The organism is Pseudomonas graminis (assembly GCF_004364335.1).
Classification (GTDB): Bacteria; Pseudomonadota; Gammaproteobacteria; order Pseudomonadales; family Pseudomonadaceae; genus Aquipseudomonas; species Aquipseudomonas graminis_D.
The window spans coordinates 468,629-487,824 of sequence record NZ_SOCR01000003.1 but is presented as its reverse complement, the minus strand read 5'-3'; the positions used below and the strand labels follow the sequence as shown (position 1 = coordinate 487,824).

The 19,196-nt window shown below is 61.2% G+C and carries 16 protein-coding genes and 1 pseudogene; 9 read left to right on the top strand and 8 right to left on the bottom strand.

The annotated features are described in order from the left end of the window. Window positions 1-75: 75 nt before the first annotated feature. Window positions 76-546 carry a Cys-tRNA(Pro) deacylase gene (ybaK, locus tag EC919_RS07225; RefSeq protein WP_133772528.1) on the bottom strand — a complete coding sequence of 157 codons (471 nt, stop codon included), beginning with the start codon at window positions 544-546 and terminating at the stop codon, window positions 76-78. Between the two features lie 298 nt (window positions 547-844). On the opposite strand from ybaK, the gene glpK reads away from it, so the two are divergent. The 9 genes from glpK (at window position 845) to EC919_RS07180 (ending at window position 12,068) form a co-directional block, all read left to right on the top strand. After that, window positions 845-2,350, top strand: a complete 1,506-nt coding sequence (gene glpK / locus EC919_RS07220) for a glycerol kinase GlpK (RefSeq protein ID WP_133772526.1) — start codon at window positions 845-847, stop codon at window positions 2,348-2,350. A gap of 96 nt (window positions 2,351-2,446) precedes the next feature. Next, window positions 2,447-3,202 (top strand): DeoR/GlpR family transcriptional regulator, encoded by a 756-nt coding sequence (locus tag EC919_RS07215; protein WP_074888955.1) that lies wholly within the window; start codon window positions 2,447-2,449, stop codon window positions 3,200-3,202. Window positions 3,203-3,447: 245 nt separating this feature from the next. Then, complete coding sequence (gene glpD, locus EC919_RS07210; protein WP_133772524.1) at window positions 3,448-5,010, top strand: glycerol-3-phosphate dehydrogenase; 1,563 nt, start codon at window positions 3,448-3,450, stop codon at window positions 5,008-5,010. A gap of 391 nt (window positions 5,011-5,401) precedes the next feature. Continuing rightward, a complete protein-coding gene (locus tag EC919_RS07205) occupies window positions 5,402-6,316 on the top strand; it encodes a glutamate/aspartate ABC transporter substrate-binding protein (protein WP_122622341.1) in 915 nt (304 codons plus the stop codon). A gap of 118 nt (window positions 6,317-6,434) precedes the next feature. Next, entirely contained in the window at window positions 6,435-7,181 is a 747-nt protein-coding gene (locus tag EC919_RS07200) for an amino acid ABC transporter permease (RefSeq protein WP_133772523.1), read from the top strand. Then, a complete protein-coding gene (locus tag EC919_RS07195; protein ID WP_208294956.1) occupies window positions 7,178-7,846 on the top strand; it encodes an amino acid ABC transporter permease in 669 nt (222 codons plus the stop codon). The genes EC919_RS07200 and EC919_RS07195 overlap by 4 nt, the downstream gene beginning before the upstream one ends. Further along, window positions 7,843-8,577: an amino acid ABC transporter ATP-binding protein gene (locus EC919_RS07190; protein WP_037012313.1), complete on the top strand. Its 735-nt coding sequence runs from the start codon at window positions 7,843-7,845 to the stop codon at window positions 8,575-8,577. Before EC919_RS07195 ends, EC919_RS07190 begins: the two co-directional genes overlap by 4 nt. Before the next feature lie 88 nt (window positions 8,578-8,665). Further along, window positions 8,666-10,564: a sensor histidine kinase gene (locus tag EC919_RS07185; protein ID WP_133772519.1), complete on the top strand. Its 1,899-nt coding sequence runs from the start codon at window positions 8,666-8,668 to the stop codon at window positions 10,562-10,564. Between the two features lie 178 nt (window positions 10,565-10,742). Beyond that, the gene (locus EC919_RS07180) at window positions 10,743-12,068 is read left to right on the top strand and encodes a sigma-54-dependent transcriptional regulator (RefSeq protein ID WP_133772517.1); all 1,326 of its coding nucleotides are present in this window, start codon (window positions 10,743-10,745) and stop codon (window positions 12,066-12,068) included. Between the two features lie 10 nt (window positions 12,069-12,078). On the opposite strand, the gene EC919_RS07175 is transcribed toward EC919_RS07180, so the two are convergent. The 7 genes and pseudogenes from EC919_RS07175 to EC919_RS07145 form a co-directional block, all read right to left on the bottom strand. Then, window positions 12,079-13,014 carry a PfkB family carbohydrate kinase gene (locus EC919_RS07175; RefSeq protein ID WP_133772515.1) on the bottom strand — a complete coding sequence of 312 codons (936 nt, stop codon included), beginning with the start codon at window positions 13,012-13,014 and terminating at the stop codon, window positions 12,079-12,081. Beyond that, window positions 13,004-14,473: a purine-cytosine permease family protein gene (locus EC919_RS07170; protein WP_133772512.1), complete on the bottom strand. Its 1,470-nt coding sequence runs from the start codon at window positions 14,471-14,473 to the stop codon at window positions 13,004-13,006. The genes EC919_RS07175 and EC919_RS07170 overlap by 11 nt, the downstream gene beginning before the upstream one ends. 159 nt (window positions 14,474-14,632) lie before the next feature. Then, on the bottom strand, window positions 14,633-15,649 hold the full coding sequence (locus tag EC919_RS07165; RefSeq protein ID WP_133772510.1) for an ADP-ribosylglycohydrolase family protein: 1,017 nt from the start codon (window positions 15,647-15,649) through the stop codon (window positions 14,633-14,635). Continuing rightward, entirely contained in the window at window positions 15,646-16,359 is a 714-nt protein-coding gene (locus EC919_RS07160) for a GntR family transcriptional regulator (RefSeq protein WP_166650503.1), read from the bottom strand. The genes EC919_RS07165 and EC919_RS07160 overlap by 4 nt, the downstream gene beginning before the upstream one ends. Before the next feature lie 172 nt (window positions 16,360-16,531). Continuing rightward, a complete protein-coding gene (locus tag EC919_RS07155; RefSeq protein WP_133772506.1) occupies window positions 16,532-17,200 on the bottom strand; it encodes a DsbA family oxidoreductase in 669 nt (222 codons plus the stop codon). Between the two features lie 110 nt (window positions 17,201-17,310). Further along, the gene (locus tag EC919_RS07150) at window positions 17,311-18,303 is read right to left on the bottom strand and encodes an alpha/beta fold hydrolase (protein ID WP_074888922.1); all 993 of its coding nucleotides are present in this window, start codon (window positions 18,301-18,303) and stop codon (window positions 17,311-17,313) included. A 156-nt stretch (window positions 18,304-18,459) separates the two neighbouring features. Next, window positions 18,460-19,068, bottom strand: a pseudogene (locus tag EC919_RS07145) (5-methyltetrahydropteroyltriglutamate--homocysteine S-methyltransferase); the annotation flags it as partial. Window positions 19,069-19,196: the final 128 nt, after the last annotated feature.

The window sequence follows — 19,196 nt, the reverse complement described above, 5'->3', positions numbered from 1 at the left end:
CCTGTTCGGGTGCTGCGGTTCTGCGGCCAGTTTCGCCGCTTGAAAGGGTCAGGCATTTCTGACGAATCCGACGAATCATTCCCGGCCAATCCGGGCAAAGGTCGCACCGGTGTGCTGTGCAAGTACAGCGGCGGGCAGCTCGACTTCAAGCCCGCGCCGACCTGCGCTGACAAAAATCGTCGCGAACGGTTGAGCGGACTCATCGATGAAGGTGCGCAGCCTCTTCTTCTGCCCGAGCGGGCTGATCCCGCCCAGTAAATAGCCGGTGGCGCGCTGGGCGGCGCCCGGGTCAGCCATTTCGGCCTTCTTCGCGCCTGCGGCATGGGCCAGGGCTTTCAGGTCCAGCGAGCCCACGACGGGGACGACGGCCACCAGCAGCTCGCCTTTTTCGGTGCTGGCCAGCAGGGTTTTGAACACCTGAGCGGGGGCCAGATCGAGCTTCTCTGCCGCCTCCAGGCCATAGGAGGCGGCTTTGGGATCGTGCTCGTAACTGTGGACGCGATGTTCGGCGCGAACCTTTTTCAGTAAATCCAATGCAGGGGTCATGCAGCACTCCAGACAGCCAGATACTTTCTCTTTTGCTGACGATACTTTAGGCCATCGGTTATCGAAATGCCTGCATTCAAGAAGGACTTATCCACTAATATCGGCGTCTTGGAACATTCATCGGTAACGTTCGCTTTCGACCTTTGACAAGGTTCGTTTACGTCTATATTTTTTCGAATACGAATATCCCGCTTGCTTCCTAGACGCCATCCCGGTATTCAGTGCGCAAAGGCACCTCGCACAGGCAACAAAACGGACGGCCGTTTCCGGAAACTCGCTACATCACCAGGCATTCACCATGACCGACACCGAAAATAAGAATTACATCATCGCTCTGGATCAAGGCACCACCAGCTCCCGCGCCATCATTTTTGACCGCGACGCCAACGTGGTCAGCAGCGCCCAGAGTGAGTTCGTTCAGCATTATCCCCAGCCTGGCTGGGTCGAGCACGATCCGATGGAGATCTTCGCGACCCAGACCGCGTGCATGACCAAGGTGCTCGCCCAGGCCAACCTGCATCACAACCAGATCGCGGCGATCGGTATCACTAACCAGCGCGAAACCACGGTGGTCTGGGAAAAGGACACCGGCCGGCCGATCTACAATGCTGTGGTCTGGCAATGCCGCCGCAGCACCGAGATCTGCCAGCAACTCAAGCGTGACGGTCTGGAAGACTACATCCGCGACACCACCGGCCTGGTCATCGACCCGTACTTTTCCGGCAGCAAACTGAAGTGGATTCTTGACCACGTTGAGGGCAGCCGCGAGCGCGCCCGCCGTGGCGAGCTGCTGTTCGGCACCGTCGATAGCTGGCTGATCTGGAAGTTTACCGGCGGCAAGGTGCACGTCACCGACTACACCAACGCCTCGCGCACGATGATGTTCAACATCCATACGCTGGAGTGGGATCAGCGCATGCTCGACGTGCTCGACGTGCCCCGGGAGATGTTGCCGGAGGTCAAGTCGTCATCCGAAGTCTATGGCCACAGCAAAAGCGGCATCCCCATCGCCGGGATCGCCGGCGATCAGCAATCGGCGCTGTTCGGCCAGATGTGCGTGGAGCCGGGTCAGGCGAAGAACACCTACGGCACGGGCTGCTTCCTGCTGATGAATACGGGCAAGAAGGCGGTCAAATCCAGCCACGGCATGCTCACCACCATCGGCTGCGGTCCCCGCGGTGAAGTGGCGTATGCGCTGGAGGGCGCTGTGTTCAACGGCGGCTCCACCGTGCAGTGGCTGCGCGATGAGCTGAAAATCGTCAACGACTCCATGGACACTGAATACTTCGCCACCAAGGTGAAGAACAGCAATGGTGTTTATCTGGTGCCGGCCTTCACCGGCCTGGGCGCGCCCTACTGGGACCCGTATGCACGCGGCGCCTTGTTCGGCCTGACCCGTGGCGTCAAGGTCGACCACATCATTCGTGCCGCGCTGGAGTCCATCGCCTACCAGACCCGTGACGTGCTCGACGCCATGCAACAGGATGCCGGCGAGCCGCTCAAGGCCCTTCGCGTTGACGGCGGCGCAGTGGCGAACAACTTCCTCATGCAGTTCCAGGCCGACATTCTCGGCACGCCGGTGGAGCGCCCGAAAATGCGCGAAACCACCGCACTGGGTGCCGCGTATCTGGCAGGTCTCGCGATCGGGTTCTGGAGCGGCCTGGACGAGCTGAAGGGCAAAGCAGTCATCGAGCGCAAGTTCGAGCCGCAGTGCGATGACGCCGAGAAGGAAAAACTCTACGCCGGCTGGCGCAAGGCGGTGGACCGTACGCGCGACTGGGAACCCCACGAAGAGGTCGAATAAGCGCGGCTCTGAAAGGAGCGGCAGAGGCAATTTTTTCCGGCTGACAGGTCATGGCTGCCTGCGGCATCATGGGCGCCCGTGCCCGAAGGATAAAAAATGAATCTGCCACCCCGTCAACAGCAGATCCTCGAGCTGGTCCGTGAGCGCGGCTACGTCAGCATCGAGGAAATGGCGCAGCTGTTCGTCGTGACCCCGCAAACCATCCGCCGCGACATCAATCAGCTCGCGGAAATGAATCTCCTGCGTCGCTACCATGGCGGCGCGGCGTACGACTCCAGCATTGAAAACACGGCCTACGCCATGCGTGCCGATCAGATGCGCGATGAAAAGCAACGCATCGCCGAGGCCATCGCCGCGCAGATCCCGGATCACGCGTCGCTGTTCATCAACATCGGCACCACCACTGAATCCATCGCCCGCGCGCTGCTCAACCACAACCACTTGAAGATCATTACCAACAACCTGCATGTCGCGTCGATTCTCAGCGGCAAGGACGACTTCGAAGTGCTTTTGGCGGGCGGCAACGTGCGCCGGGATGGCGGCGTGGTCGGTCAGGCGAGTGTGGATTTCATCACCCAGTTCAAGGTCGATTTCGCCTTGGTGGGCATCAGCGGTATCGACGAGGACGGCAGTCTGCTGGATTTCGATTATCAGGAAGTGCGCGTTTCCCAAGCGATCATCGCCAACGCGCGTCAGGTGATTCTGGCAGCGGACTCCAGCAAGTTCGGCCGAAACGCGATGGTTCGACTGGGACCGATCACGCTGATCGACTGCCTGGTGACGGATCAGACGCCGGTGCCCGCGCTGGCGCAACTGCTGACGCAGAACAAGATTCGACTGGAAGTGGTGTAACCCCCGATCCATGAGCGAGCACGCCAACACGCAGTGCGAAGCACGGTCACGCTGAAGGTAGCGCTCGCTCACCTCCGATGTTCGCTTTTGTTCCTTTCCCTTCCCTCCCATCAGTATTTTCAATGAATACTGAGTGGCTGTGTTCGGCTTATTGCGCTACTATTTTCGGAAATGAACATAAATGTTCGAATTCGGCCGCTCTGTGGCGCAATATTCGAACGCGATCGAACACTCAGGAGGCCCCGATGGCCCAGTCCAGTTTGCCCACCCCACCCCTTTCCGAGGTCTATGACGTTGCCGTGATAGGTGGTGGCATCAACGGTGTTGGCATCGCGGCAGACGCATCGGGCCGGGGCCTTTCGGTCTTTCTTTGCGAGAAGGACGACCTCGCCAGCCATACGTCTTCGGCCAGTAGCAAGCTGATCCACGGTGGCCTGCGCTATCTGGAACATTACGAATTCCGTCTGGTGCGCGAAGCGTTGGCCGAACGGGAAGTGCTGCTGGAAAAAGCGCCGCACATCGTCAAACCGATGCGTTTCGTGTTGCCTCATCGTCCGCACCTGCGCCCTGCGTGGATGATCCGCGCCGGGCTGTTCCTGTATGACCACCTTGGCAAGCGCGAGAAGCTGGCAGCGTCCAAGACCATCCGCTTTGGCGCCAACAGCCCGCTGAACAGTTCGATCACCAAGGGCTTTGAATACTCCGATTGCTGGGTTGACGATGCGCGTCTGGTCGTCCTGAACGCCATGGCCGCCCGTGAAAAAGGCGCGCACATTCACACGCAGACCCGCTGCCTGGGCGCCCGTCGCAGCGGCGGTCTGTGGCACATGAACATGGAGCGTGCGGACGGCAGCCTGTTTTCCATTCGCGCCAGAGCGCTGGTCAACGCAGCCGGTCCGTGGGTCGCCAAGTTCATTCGTGAAGACCTCAAGCTTGAATCGCAGTACGGCATTCGCCTGATTCAGGGCAGCCATTTGATCGTGCCAAAACTGTACGAAGGCGAAAACGCGTTCATTCTGCAGAACGAAGATCAGCGCATCGTGTTTGCCATTCCGTATCTGGAACGCTTCACCATCATCGGTACGACCGACCGCGAATATTCCGGCGATCCGGGGAAAGTAGCGATCACCGAAGGCGAGACCGATTACCTGCTGAAGATCGTCAACGATCACTTCAAGAAGCAACTCAGCCGCGCCGACATTTTGAGCACGTGGTCAGGCGTACGTCCGCTGTGCAATGACGAGTCGGACAACCCGTCGGCGATTACCCGTGACTACACCTTGTCGCTGTCGGGGAGTGCGCAAGAGGCGCCGATCCTTTCCGTATTCGGCGGCAAGCTGACGACTTACCGCAAATTGGCGGAATCGGCAATGCAGCAACTGGCGCCGTTCTTCCCGCAGATGAAGCCAAGCTGGACCGCAAAAGCCAGCTTGCCAGGCGGTGAAAACATGACCTCGCCCGAGGCGTTGGCCGCCGAGCTGCAACAGCGTTGCACCTGGCTGCCGGCAGAGATCGCCAAGCGTTGGGCCATTACCTATGGCTCACGCAGCTGGCGCATCGTCGAGGGCGTCCAGACGCTGAGCGAAATGGGCGAGCACTTGGGCGGTGGCCTCTACAGCCGCGAAGTGGATTACCTGTGCAGCGAGGAATGGGCGACCAAGGCAGAGGACATCCTGTGGCGCCGGACCAAGCTTGGCTTGTTCACCACTGAGGAAGAGCAACTGAAGGTCCAGGCGTACCTGGATAAAGTGGCGGGCAGCATTAACCCCATTGACCTGATGGTCGTCACCGCGCCCCTCACAGCCTGATTGGGATGTACTGATCTCCTGTACGAGCGCGCTTGCCCGCGATGGCGTTGAGTCAGTTGATGGAGACGTTGACTGGCACGACGCTTTCGCGGGCAAGCGCGCGCCTACAGGTGCCTCAAGCCACAGCCTCATTCGGATTCCCGAACACTCTCCCCCGCCCAGTTCGGAATCCCGGACGGTCGAATCGCGCCTCACACATCCCTTCTTCGTAAATATACAGCGCTTTCATACGCTTAGCCTCGGCCACATCTCTGGCATGACTCATGCTCTACACTCCTGCACGATTGCTTCGATGTAGCGTGTCGCCTGACTGGGCCGCCGTTGAAGCGCTCTGAAACGATAGGGCCGTCCAACACCGGCCAATAAAAAAAACAATGTCGAGGAAAACCAGATGCGTATCGTTCCCCACATCCTGGGCGCAGCCATTGCTGCCGCTTTGATCACCACCCCTGTTTTCGCCGCCGAACTGACCGGCACTCTGAAGAAAATCAAAGAGTCCGGCACCATCACCCTCGGTCACCGCGACTCCTCCATTCCTTTTTCCTACATCGCTGACGCTTCCGGCGTGCCAGTGGGCTACTCCGCTGACATCCAGCTGAAGATCGTCGAAGCGATCAAGAAAGACCTGGACATGCCTGATCTGAAGGTCAAGTACAACCTGGTCACTTCCCAGACCCGTATCCCGCTGGTGCAGAACGGTACCGTCGACGTTGAGTGCGGTTCGACCACCAACAACGCCGAGCGCGCCCAGCAAGTCGACTTCTCCGTCGGCATCTTCGAAATCGGCACACGTCTGCTGAGCAAGGCTGATTCGTCCTACAAAGACTTCGATGACCTCAAAGGCAAGAACGTCGTGACCACGGCGGGCACCACGTCCGAGCGCATCCTCAAGGCGATGAACGCCGACAAGCAGATGGGCATGAACGTGATCTCGGCCAAGGACCACGGCGAGTCGTTCCAAATGCTGGAATCGGGCCGCGCCGTCGCCTTCATGATGGACGATGCCCTGCTCGCCGGCGAAATGGCCAAGGCCAAGAAGCCGACCGACTGGGCCGTTACCGGTACGCCTCAGTCCTACGAAATCTACGGCTGCATGGTGCGCAAGGAAGACCCTGCGTTCAAGAAAGCCGTCGATGACGCCATCGTTGCGACCTACAAATCGGGCGAGATCAACAAGATCTACGACAAGTGGTTCACCCAGCCGATTCCGCCAAAAGGCCTGAACCTGATGTTCCCGATGAGCGAACAGCTCAAAGCGCTGATCGCCAACCCGAACGACAAGCCGGCGCCGGACAAGAAGGCCTGAGTCCTTCGCTCCGCCATTCTGAAAACCTGAAAAGCCTGACTTCCGGAGACGCCCTGCGTTTCCGGAAGCCGCTACCTGGCGCGTGCGTGCATAACGATCGATAAGAGGGGAGACCCTGATGAACTACAACTGGGACTGGGGCGTGTTCTTCAAGTCCACGGGCGTCGGCAGCGAAACCTATCTGGACTGGTACATCACCGGGCTGGGCTGGACCATCGCCATTGCCGTCGTTGCCTGGATCATTGCGTTGCTGCTGGGCTCGGTGCTCGGTGTGATGCGCACGGTGCCAAACCGCATCGTTTCTTCAATCGCCGCGATTTACGTGGAAATTTTCCGTAACGTGCCACTGCTGGTGCAGCTGTTCATCTGGTACTTCCTGGTGCCGGATCTGCTGCCCGAGAACCTGCAGGAGTGGTACAAGCAAGACCTCAATCCGACCACCTCGGCGTTCCTGAGCGTTGTCGTGTGCCTGGGCCTGTTCACCGCCGCGCGTGTCTGCGAACAGGTGCGCACCGGTATTCAGGCGTTGCCGGTGGGGCAGGAATCTGCCGCGCGCGCCATGGGTTTCAAGCTGCCGCAGATCTACTGGAACGTGCTGCTGCCCCAGGCGTACCGGATCATCATTCCACCGCTCACCTCCGAATTCCTCAACGTGTTCAAGAACTCGTCCGTGGCGTCGCTGATCGGCCTGATGGAGTTGCTTGCGCAGACCAAACAGACCGCCGAGTTTTCCGCGAACCTGTTCGAAGCCTTCACCCTGGCGACGCTGATCTACTTCACCCTGAACATGAGCCTGATGCTGCTCATGCGTCTGATCGAGAAGAAAGTAGCGGTGCCGGGCCTGATCTCCGTGGGAGGTAAATAATGGACTTCTCTGGAGTGATTCCCGCCATTCCGGGCATGTGGAACGGCATGCTCATGACGCTGCAGTTGATGGCCATGGGCATCGTGGGCGGCCTCATCATCGGCACGATTCTGGCGCTGATGCGGTTGTCGTCGAACAAGCTGGCGTCACGTGTTGCCGGCGCCTACGTCAACTATTTCCGTTCGATTCCGCTGCTGCTGGTCATCACCTGGTTCTACCTGGCGGTGCCGTTCGTGCTGCGCTGGATCACCGGCGAAGACACACCGATCGGCGCGTTCACCTCCTGCGTCGTGGCGTTCATGATGTTCGAGGCGGCCTACTTCTGTGAAATCGTGCGGGCCGGCGTGCAGTCGATTTCCCGCGGCCAGATGGGCGCGGCTCAAGCGCTGGGCATGACCTACGGCCAGATGATGCGCCTGATCATCCTGCCCCAGGCGTTCCGCAAGATGACCCCGCTGCTGTTGCAGCAGAGCATCATCCTGTTTCAGGACACCTCGCTGGTCTACACGGTCGGTCTGGTCGACTTCCTCAACTCGGCACGCTCCAGCGGCGACATCATCGGGCGCTCCAACGAGTTCCTGATTGTCGCCGGTCTGGTGTACTTCACGATCAGCTTCGCCGCGTCGCGCCTGGTCAAGTTCATGCAAAAAAGGTTAGCCGTATGATTTCCATCAAAAATATCAACAAGTGGTATGGGGACTTCCAGGTGCTGACCGATTGCAGCACTGAGGTCAAAAAAGGCGAAGTGATTGTGGTCTGCGGCCCGTCGGGCTCGGGCAAGTCCACGCTGATCAAGTGCGTCAACGCGCTGGAGCCGTTTCAGAAAGGCGACATCGTCGTCGATGGCACCTCGATCGCTGACCCGAAAACCAATTTGCCGAAACTGCGCTCGCGCGTCGGCATGGTGTTCCAGCATTTCGAGCTGTTCCCGCACCTGACCATCACCGAAAACCTGACCATTGCGCAGATCAAGGTGCTGGGACGAAGCAAGGAGGAAGCCACCAAAAAAGGCCTGCAATTGCTCGAACGTGTCGGCCTGTCGGCCCATGCCCACAAGCATCCGGGGCAACTCTCGGGCGGTCAGCAACAGCGTGTGGCGATTGCCCGCGCATTGGCCATGGACCCGGTGGTCATGCTGTTCGACGAACCGACCTCCGCGCTCGACCCGGAGATGGTCAACGAAGTGCTCGACGTGATGGTGCAACTGGCCCATGAAGGCATGACCATGATGTGCGTGACCCACGAAATGGGCTTCGCCCGCAAAGTGGCCGATCGCGTGATCTTCATGGACAAGGGTCAGATCGTCGAAGACTGCGAGAAGGAAGAGTTCTTCGGCGACGTCAACGCGCGTTCTGAGCGGGCTCAGCAATTCCTCAACAAAATCCTGCAGCACTAAAAGCAATAGCCCTTCGAGGGCGCAAAAACCACCGGCCGCTCGCTCATCCAGGATGAAACGGGCGGCTGGCCGGTCCAGGACGACTGTGATGAAATGCGACCCCCCTCTCTACCGCGCCGCGCCGCCATCACTCGCCGTGAAACCCCGACTGATTCGCCATCTGTTCGTGCCGCCGCTGATCATTCTGGTGATGATTGCGCTGGGTTACGTCACGTATTTGTACAGCGAGAAAAACGCCATCAAGGCGCTGGGTGAAAACGGTCAGCGTCAGTTGGAGCTGCACGCGCGCACCGTCGAGAGCGAGATCAACAAGTACAACTACCTGCCCAGCGTGCTGGAGCTGGAATCCAATGTGTCCGACCTGCTCAACAATCCGTCTGCGGAGTTGCGCGCCAAGGTCAACGATTATCTCGAAGGCCTGAACCGGCGCAGCCGCAGTCGGGCCATCTATGTGCTGGACACCACCGGCCGGGTGCTGGCCACCAGCAACTGGCGCGATGCCGACAGTTACCTGGGTGAAGACCTGTCCTTTCGCGCCTATTATCAGGACGCGATTCGCGGTCTGCCCGGCCGCTTCTACGGCATCGGCAGCACCACCGGCGAACCGGGTTATTACCTGGCCCACGGGCTGGAAGAGAAAGGCAAGATCATCGGCGTCGCGGTGATCAAGGTCCGGCTCGAAGCGCTGGAAGAACGCTGGCAGCGCGCGCGTCTTGAGGCGTTTGTCAGCGACGAGAACGGCATCATCATCCTCTCCAGCGACCCTGCGCGACGGCTGAAATCAGTCCGCCCGCTGACCGCCGAGATCAAGGAGCGGCTGGCGCGCAGCCTGCAGTATTACTGGTGGCCGCTCAACGAACTGGTGCCGCTGGAGCGTGAATCGATCGCCGACGGGGTCGAGAAGCTGACCTTTCCGGCCAACACCAGCGTCGACCATGAGCACACAGTGGTGAGTTATCTGGCGCAGACCCGAGAACTGGCTGACACGCCCTGGCACCTGACCCTGCTGACGCCGCTGGAAGACCTGCGCCGGGAAGCCGCCAATCAGGGCATGCTGGTCGCCGTCGCCTGTGCGCTGGTGGCGTTTCTGCTGATCGCCTGGAACGAGCGGCGCAAGGTGATTTCCACCCGCCTCGCCGCACGTGAGGCGCTGGAGCAGGCGAACAACGAACTGGAACGGCGCATCACCGACCGCACCGCCGACCTGCGTGCCAGCAACGAACGCCTGAAGGGCCAGATTCGCGAACGTCGCCAGGCCGAAGAAACCCTGCGCCAGGCCCAGGATGAATTGATCCAGGCCGGCAAACTCGCGGCCATCGGCCAGATGTCCACCAGCATTGCCCATGAGCTGAATCAGCCACTGGCCGCGCTGCGCACGTTGTCGGGCAACACCGTTCGGTTTCTCGAACGGGGCGCGCTGGACACGGCGAGTGCGAACCTGCGCACCATTAACGATCTGGTGGATCGCATGGGCCGCATCACCGCCAGCCTGCGCGCCTTCGCCCGGCGTGGAGAAGACAAAGGTCAGGCGTCGCTGAGCAAGGCCGTCGAGGCTGCACTGCAGTTGCTCGCGGCGCGTCTGGACAATGCGTCGCTGGAGTTGCATCAGCAGATCGACGACGTTGAGTTGGCGATTGACCAGACCCGGCTTGAGCAGATTCTGGTCAACCTGATCGGCAACGCGCTGGACGCCATGCAAGCGCAGCCGTTGCCGACGCTGTGGCTGGAAGGTGAGGTGTTCGAAGGCCGCTATCGGTTGCGTGTGCGGGACAATGGCCACGGTATCGACGCCGAAGCGCGCAAGCATCTGTTCGAGCCGTTTTTCACCACCAAGCCCGGTGAGCAGGGCCTCGGGCTCGGGCTGACGCTATCCGCCAGCCTGGCCACGGCCGCCGGCGGCACACTCAACGCTGAAGACCCGGCCGAGGGCGGCACAATGTTTGTGCTGGTGTTGCCTCTGGTTGATCGCGGGGCGGCGGGTGTATGAGATATCAAACCATTCCCGGTCTCTGGGGAAGCGAGCTTGCTCGCGAAAGCAGAGGGGCAGTCACCTTGTTAACACCTGACACATCGCTTTCGCGGGCACGCGTGCTCCTACAGGATTGCGCACTTCGGCCACGGGAACCCCTCGCGATCAACGCAACGCTGTCGTACTGGAATACACCATGAACACTGATCTGACGGTCCTCATCGTCGAAGACGACCCGCATGTCCTGCTCGGCTGCCAACAGGCGCTGGCGCTGGAAGACATTCACAGCCAGGGCGTGGGCAGCGCCGAGGAAGCGCTGGCCTTGGTGAATGAGAACTTCGCCGGCATCGTCATCAGTGACATTCGCCTGCCGGGCATGGACGGGCTCGAGCTGCTCAAGCGCCTGAAAGAGCGCGATCGAACCCTGCCCGTGGTGCTGATCACCGGCCACGGTGACGTGTCGATGGCGGTCGGTGCGATGCGCGATGGCGCCTACGATTTCATGGAAAAGCCCTTCTCTCCCGAACGCCTGGTCGACGCCGCTCGCCGCGCCCTGGAGCAACGCGGGCTGGCCCGGGAAGTCTGGTCGCTGCGTCGCCAACTGGCCGAGCGCGACTCGCTAGAAGGGAAGATCATTGGCCGTTCCCAGGCGATGCAGAACCTGCGCGCGCTGATTGCAAACGTCGCGGACACCTCGGCCAACGTGCTGATCGAAGGTGAAACCGGCACCGGCAAGGAACTCGTAGCCCGCTGCCTGCATGACTTCAGCCGTCGCCATGACCACCAGTTTGTCGCGCTGAACTGCGGAGGACTGCCGGAAAGCCTGTTCGAGAGCGAGATCTTCGGTCACGAGGCCAACGCCTTCACCGGCGCCGGCAAACGCCGCATCGGCAAGATCGAACACGCTCACAACGGCACCCTGTTTCTCGACGAAGTGGAAAGCATGCCGATCAACCTGCAGATCAAACTGCTGCGGGTATTGCAGGAGCGCACGCTGGAGCGACTGGGTTCGAACCAGAGCGTAGCGGTGGACTGCCGGGTGATCGCGGCAACCAAGTCGGAGCTCAATGCGTTGAGCAAAGCGGGCCAGTTTCGCAGCGACCTGTATTACCGGTTGAACGTGGTCACCCTCGAACTGCCGCCCTTGCGCGAGCGCCGCGAGGACATCCTGCAGTTGTTCGAACACTTTCTGCAGCAGTCTTCGCTGCGCTTCGACCGTGAAGCGCCACAGCTGGACGCTCAGACCCGCTCGGTGCTGCTGGCCCATGACTGGCCGGGCAATGTGCGCGAGCTGCGCAACGTCGCCGAGCGTTATGCATTAGGCCTGCCGGCGTTCAAGACCGCCGGTGCGGAAGTCGCCACTCATAGTCTGGATTTCGCTGAAGCTGTGGAGGCGTTCGAGAAGAACCTGTTGGGTGAGGCGTTGCAGCGCAGCGGCGGGAACCTCAGCCAGGCCAGCCAGGAACTGGGCATGGCCAAGACCACATTGTTCGACAAGGTGAAGAAGTACGGGTTGGGGTGAATGCTTGCGCCTAGCCCAACACGTCAGTACTGCAAACGAGCTCATCCACTTCTGCCGCTGTCGGTGCAGTCGCCGGGCCCCAGCGGGTGACGGCGATGGCTGCGGCCGCATTGGCGCGCAATGCTGCGTGCGATGCTGAAAGCCCTGACGCCAGCCCGGCCAGCAACACCCCCGCATGGGCATCGCCGGCGCCGTTGGTGTCGATGGCCATCACCGGGAAGCCACTCACGTGTCGGGTCACGGAGCGCTCGCGGATCCAGCAGCCATTCGGTCCATCACGTACCACCAATAACGCGTCGTCGCGCACCCAGTGCGCCAGTCTGTCGAGGGCCGCTTCGATCCTCTCGCAACCGGTGAAGCGCAGCGCCTCCTCGGCATTGCTGGTCCACAGCGTGATCAAGGGCAACACCGTCTGCATGCCGGACGCCTCCGGCGAATCGATCAGCGGCCCCGGATCGAACACCACGCCCGCCCCTGCCGGCAACTGCGCGAGCCAATCCAGCAGCGTCGACACCTTGGCTTCGTGCAGCAAGCTGTAGCCGCTGACGAACACGTAATCCTCAGGCTGCACCTCGACGCCCCGCAGATCGTCAGCCGACAAACCGCCCTCGGCACCCACGTACGAAATGAACGAGCGCTCGGCCGAAGGCTCGATGAGCGCCACCGACAGGCCCGTGTCCTGACCCGTCGCCGCCGCTGACGCGATATCGATGCCTTCTGCCGCCATGGCCTGCCGCGCCAGATCGCCGAAACGCCCCGCGCCGTGCCGACCGAGATACAGCGTTGGCATGCCACTGCGTCGTGCGGCGGCCATCACGTTGAATCCGCCGCCGGTTTCGAAGGCGGCCGAGCGGGCGAGCACATCGCCGCCGGAGCGAGGCAACGTATCCAGCGCCATGACCAGATCGACCACGACCTGGCCGGTGTAGAGCAATCTAGCGGGCATGAACAACCTCTTCGGCAACAACGCGACGGTCACGGGCGCCGCCCAGCAACGCATAAACACCGCCCGCCACCAGGAAGGTGACGATCCAGCCCAGTCCGTTATGGCCCAACCATGAGTCCGACAGCAAACCTTTGAATATCACGTTCTCCGGCGTGGTCGCGACAGTGGTGAAGCTGTACCCCAGCACGATGGCCAGGGCCCACGCACCGAGCGCACGCCACTCGATGCCGCCGCGATACCAATAGGCGCTGCGCGGCGAAACGTCCATCAAGTCCGCCGGTGAGTAGTAGTGGCGATGCATCAGGTCAACGATGAATATCCCCACCCACGCGGTGATCGGCACGGCAAGCATGGAAATGAAGGTAATGAACGGGCCGTAAAAACTGTCGGCGATCAGCATGAAATAAATCGAGCCGGCGAAGATCGCCACGATGTCGACGATCACCGCGTGCACGCGCTTGATCTTCAGGCCCAGCGTCAGCGTGGTCAGGCCCGCCGAGTACACCGACAGGTTGTTGGAGAGCAGCAGCCCGCCGAACGCCGTGATCAGGTACGGCACGGCCATCCAGGTCGGCAGCAGCTCGCGGATCGCGATGATCGGATCCGTGGCGGACGCCAGGTGGTCATTGCCTACCGACAGCAGCCCACCCAGGGTAATCAGCAACACCAGCGGAATGCCCGCGCCGAAAGCGGCCGACGCCACCAGCCGCGTGGCCTTAACGCTGCGATGCTGATAACGCGACATGTCGGCCCCCGCGTTGGCCCAGCCGATGCCCGTGCCGGCGGCCATGGTGCCGATGCCGATGATCATTGCGCTTACCGGTGCAGGCGCCGCATTAAACACGGCGGCCCAGTCGATGTGCGCGATCAGGAAACCGCCGACGATGACGTTTAACGCGCCAAAGATGTACGTCGCCCATTTCTGGATGACCAGCAAGGTGGCGTGGCCGAGGCCGGAAACGGTCAGCGTCATCAGCACGAAAATGGCGATGAACACGAGGGTCAGGCCCGGCGCGCTCTTGGCCTCCACCGGCGTGGCAAAGAGGATCGAGCACAGCGACAGCAGTACGAAAGCGGCGGTCGCGGTGTTCACGGTTTCCCAACCCAGGCGCGACATCAGCGAAACGATGGTCGGACCGATGTTCCCGCGCACCCCGAAAATCGCCCGCGACAGCGTAAGACTCGGCGCCCTGCCCCGCCGACCCGCGATGGAGATGACCCCGACCACCGCAAACGAACCGGCTGCGCCAAGGATCGCCACGATGATCGCCTGCCAGATCGAAAGCCCGCGAAAGGCCACGAGTGTCGCACCCAGCGGCAGACCGAGGATGCTGATATTGGCCGCAAACCACACCCAAAAGAGCTGCAGCGGGTGGCCGTTGCACTCGTTTTCCGGAACCGGTTCGATGCCGCGTGTTTCAAGCTGACCTGCGCCTTGAGCGGCGTTGGATGACGTCATGGGAATGCTCCTGTGCCATTTGTTCTGGTTGTGGGCAGTGCGCAAAGCAAACGACGTCCATGTCAGCGTGGGCTTCTGCAGGCTGCAAAAGCCCTGACTCGCCGCTGCATAGAGCCGCGAGGTAGGTCTTGTTCTTTATACGGGCTGACGTCGGTCGGATCAGACCCCGCGCAGGGACAGCAACTGCTCGACCACGGGACGAAGGTCGAGTCCGTTCACGGTCTGAATCTGTGTGATCAGGGGCCCGGGCCAGGCGCCCATGCCTTCGCAGGCACCGAGCATTGCCCCGAGAATGGCAGCGATGGTATCGGTGTCGCCGCCCAGGCTCGCGGCCATGCACAGCGCATCGAATGCCGACAATTGCCCGCGAGCCACTTGATGCGCCACGGCGAATGCGGCGACCACCGATTCCTGGGACGCGACGGACGTGCCGATCACGTCATAAATCAATCCGGGCAGCTGTTCATTGCCGCATTCGGCACACAGCTGTTTAGCCCAATGGATACGAGCGGCAATGCGCCCGCCGGCGATCCAGTAGCCGAATAGCTCTGCTTGCTGGGCGATGCGCGCGCCGACATCCAGGGCTTCGCCGAGACTGGCACCGCTGATGCCCGCCGAGACAACCGCCGCAACCGCGGCCGCGCTGGAGATGCCGAGATTGGTGTTGTGGGTAACCTGGCAAGCCTGCTTGACCGCCTCGATGAAGGGCGCCTCTTCGCGCACATCGAAGGCAATGCCGACCGGCGTAATGCGCATGGCGGCGCCATTGGTGGTGCCAAAACGCCCGGATTCTTCAGGACTGTGCCCGGCCAGAATCATTTCGATGGCGCGTTTGGTCGAGGGACCCAGCAGGTCCTGCGAACCCTTGGCCTGCATCACCGCTTCCCAGTCGATCAGGCTCTGTGCCAGATCCGAGGGTTCGATGCGCCCACCTCCGGCCACCAGCAATTCGGCTACCAGCACCGCCTGCTCGGTGTCATCGGTGATCGACCCGGCGGCCATGTTCGGCGCAATCGGCTGATCGGCACCAGCGGCTTGTAAGGTGGTAATGCGGCCGAATCGCTGCCGGATCTGTTCGCGACTGAGGGACTGCGTCGGCATGCCCAACGCGTCGCCCAGCGCCAGTCCGTAGAAAGCGCCCAGGCCCCGGTCGCGGGTGTCGATCAGTGCAGTCATGTGGGTGATCCAAAAGCCAGATGCAGACGAAAATGCACGGGGTCCAGAAGACTCTCTACGTGCTCCATGAAACGCTCGCGGCGATCGAACGTGGTGCGCGTCGCCTTGAGAAATACCGAGCCCGGTTGTCGCAGCATCAGCGCCGCGTCGTCGTTGCTCAGGGGCTCGGCGCCGATCCATTGATCGCCGCGATCGCCAACATAGCCGTGGGCGGCCAGCGTGACCGTCAGTGAATCTTCTATTAGCCCGTCGCGAGGCAGATTTTCCAGGCCGTCGCAGGCCGGAATCAGCACCCGCTCCAGGGAAACCACGCTGCCATCGCCTGCCGCTCGACGGCGATCCAGCGCGATGAAGTCGGCCGTGCCAAACCGGCCCGCCAGATCAGGCCGTTGCACCGCCACCAGACGCAGAATCTCGGTGCTGACCTTAGCGCCCGTATCAGCCAGGGCCTGGGCCCATCCGGCGCGCTGATCCAGCGAGATGCCGTCGTAGGTCACGATCGAGCCCACACCGGTTTGCGTGGCGATGTAGTTGCGTCGCTTGAGCTCGGACAGCGCCTCGCGCAGCGTGCCACGGCTGACATTGAATTCCTGTGCGAGCAGATTCTCGCCGGGCAACAATTCGCCCGAGCCCATCTGGCCAGTCTCAATGCGTCGAGCCAGCTCATCCACCACACGTTGTTTTTTGTCGAATCGAACCTGTCTAATCATGTACAAATTGATATCCGAAAGTGGCTGGGGGGAGCAAGTGTTTTTTGAAAGGCAATGGACAATGCGTAACGGCAGATGACGATTGAAAGCGCATCGAAATGGACAGCTATCCGGGGGCAAAGAGCCCCGGATCAACTGCCTGCGCGCTACGCGTCAGGATTCATCTCGCGTTTCAATCGGCCCGCTTAACCACACTCGATTCTTCGCCCACGATCTGACGAATGGCGCTGACGAATACGTCGACGGGTTGCCCACCGGAGACTGCGTACTGTTCATTGAAGACGATCGTAGGCACCGAACTCACGCCCCGCGACACCCACAATTGTTCCAGTTCGCGAACTTCGCTGGCGTACTGGTCGCTGCCCAGCACGGCCTCGGCGCGCACCCGGTCCAGACCGACTTTCTGCGCGACATCCGCCAGTACCTGCTGGCTGGAGACGTTGGCGTGCTGGCTGAAATACGCCGTGAACAGCGCCTCTTTCAGCGCATGTTGCTTGCCTTCCAGCCCGGCCCAGTGCAGCAGTCGATGGGCGTCGAAGGTGTTGAAGATGCGTCGCTCGCCCTGCTTGAAGACGAACCCTAGCTCAGCGCCGCGCTCACGAATGTTCTCGGCGTTGGCCTGGAACTGTTCGCGCGTCGAACCGTACTTTTCGGCGATGTGCTCGAAGATCTCCTGACCTTCAGGCGGCATCTGCGGGTTGAGTTCGAAGGGCTGGAAGTGGATATCGGCCTGGACTTCATCGCCCAGATGCTCGAGCGCCTGGTCCAGCGCGCGCAGGCCGACGATGCACCAGGGGCAGGACACGTCGGAGATGAAATCGATTTTCAGCGGAGTGCTCATGGCAGCCTCGTGCAAGAGGGGAAAAGCTGCACGATACGCCGATCAGGCTGGCACTCAAACCCTACACCGGCGCGCCTGTCCTCAATAGACAGGTCAAGCGCGCCGCCGCATCAGAGCTGCGCGACGTGGGAAGCGTCCTCGCGATGCTCACGCAAATACGGCAACACGGCCGCCAACAACGGGGCTTTGAAGGCCTCCTGAAAACGATGGGCCAGACCGGGAATGAGCTTCAGCTGGCTCCCCTGAATATGCGCGGCCACATGAATCCCGTGCATCACCGGCAACAGCGGATCGGCCGTGCCATGTACGACCAGCGTTGGTACGCGCAGACGATTCAACAGCTCCACTCGGCTGGGTTCGGACAGGATCGCCAGAATCTGCCTTTTCACGCCTTCAGGATTGAACGCCCGGTCGTAGGAAACCGCCGCCTGATGCAGCAGCATCTGCCGATCATCCTTGACCTCCGGACTGCCCAACGCAGCCAGCAAATCAGCCTGCTGCTCAAGGGCGGTCTGCCGGTCCGGCGCGCCGCGACGGGCCAGCAGTTGCAGCAATGCAGGGCTGGGCATCGGAAGACCAGGCGCACCGGAACTGGTCATGATCAACGTGAGGCTCTCCACGCGCTTGGGCGCCATGTCCGCCAGATGCTGGGCAATCATGCCGCCCATGCTCGCCCCCAGCACATGGAATTGCTGGACGTGAAGCGCGTCCATCAGGCCCAGCGCATCCTGCGCCATGTCGGTCAGCGAATAAGGTGCCGACACCGGCAGGCCGATTTTGTAGCGCAGCACTTCATAGGTCAGGTTGGGGCTCGGCGGCGCCTGGACCCAGGTCGACAATCCGACATCGCGGTTGTCGTAGCGAATCACGCGAAAGCCCTGCTGACACAGGGCAACCACGACTTCGTCCGGCCAGTGGATCAGCTGCCCGCCGAGGCCCATGACCAACAGCAGCGCCGGATCGGAATCACGGCCGATGCTCTGATACGCCAAGTGCACGTCATCGAGCTCGGCCACCTGCGTGGGAACGTCAACATCGCATCGAGAGGCCGCAAAAGACGGCAGGCTGCACAAGAGCGCAGCCAGAAAAAGTAAAACCCGCATGGAAAAACACCGACACACAGAACCCCAGTAGGCCGCGAGTCTGATGAAGTTTGCTCAAGCGCGCTGCCACAGTTGCGTGACAGTTTGATGAAGAGGGCTGAGCGGTAGCAAAACGGTCATCTCAACGTGTATTCACGCTGCTGCAGTTGCCGACGCGCTGATCGAATCAGCGACCCAGAGGTTATCGGCGAAACGCAGTTGAGCTTCTTTCACCACCTCTAACGCGGCTTCACCGTCAGCACCAGCGGGATAAAGCTCGCCGGCAACACCCAGTGACAGCACCTTGTAGATAGGCAGACGGTCCAGCACCAAGGGCATTTGCTCCGGGGCACTGAGCACATCTACATGCAGGCCCTGCACTGGCAAAGACACCGCAAGGCCAAGGTTGCTGCCCAGTCCAAGACCGCCGCAGGAGACCGCGAGCAGCTTTTTGAGCGGCGAGTATTGCAGGGCGTGGTACGCGCGCTCGAAGGCGTTCTTCCAGTCCTGGGGCAGATCGAGGGTCAGAATCGGCTCGTCGATCTGCACCCATTCGACGCCCTTGCCCGCCAGCCGCCCGAGGATCTCGCCGTAAACCGGCAACAGGCGGTCGAGCAGCTCAAGCTTGTCGAAGTTCTCGCCCTGCGCTTGGCCAAGCCAGAGGTAGGTCAGCGGCCCAATGATTTCCGGCCGGATCGTTTGGCCCTGCGCGCGGGCTTTATCAACCTCATCGAACAGCGGCGTCCAGTTCAGGTTGAAACGCTGGTCCAGGGTGAACGTCGGCACTGAGTCCACATCGACACCGTCACTCAGGGTTTCGAGGATGTGCTTGAAGTCCCTGGCGACGCCGGTGTGAGGAAAATTCGAGTTGTTGACCTGGCCCATGCTGACTGCTTCCTTCAAAAGATGGCGCC